This window comes from Vibrio sp. Y176, from assembly GCF_033438945.1.
Genome location: NZ_JAWOQS010000663.1, coordinates 1 through 650, shown reverse-complemented (window position 1 = coordinate 650; position 650 = coordinate 1). Strand labels below are relative to the sequence as shown.

The window sequence follows — 650 nt, the reverse complement described above, 5'->3', positions numbered from 1 at the left end:
TCGATTCTTGACTCATCTTCAAACGCTCAAGAGCAGCAATCATTTTCTCTTTACCTACTAAACGCGCTGCACCTGCATCGGCATGGAATTCACGATGACGGCTGTACCACATAGTGATGAAGCTTGCTAAGAAACCAAAGACAAGTTCCAACACCATAGACACACCAAAGTACACCATCATGTTCGTGCCTTGGCCTTCTTCATCGTCGTTCGATGCCACGATATTGGCGATAAAACGCGATAGGAAGATAACAAACGTGTTCACAACACCTTGCATTAGCGTCATCGTGACCATGTCGCCATTCGCAATGTGGCTCACTTCGTGCGCCAGAACGGCTTCAGCTTCATCACGCGTCATGTTGTGTAGAAGACCAGTCGATACAGCAACCAGTGAATCATCACGCTTAGCCCCTGTCGCGAATGCGTTGATGTCTGCAGAATCATAAATCGCTACTGTTGGCATACCAATGCCCGCTTGTTGCGCTTGACGGCCTACCGTCTCAAGCAACCAATGCTCTGTTTCGTTACGTGGGCTTTCAATCACCATGCCGCCAACTGAGCGTAGTGCCATGCCCTTTGACATCATTAACGAAATCAATGCGCCACCAAAGCCAAATACGGCTGCCATGACAAGTAAACCAGACAGACTG

Annotated in this window: 1 protein-coding gene; it reads right to left on the bottom strand. The window is 48.6% G+C overall.

What is annotated here, in order from left to right; translation table 11 throughout:
- Window positions 1-650, bottom strand: a 650-nt coding sequence (gene htpX, locus R7O13_RS27940) for a protease HtpX (RefSeq protein WP_318305332.1), incomplete at both ends; no start/stop codon positions are given.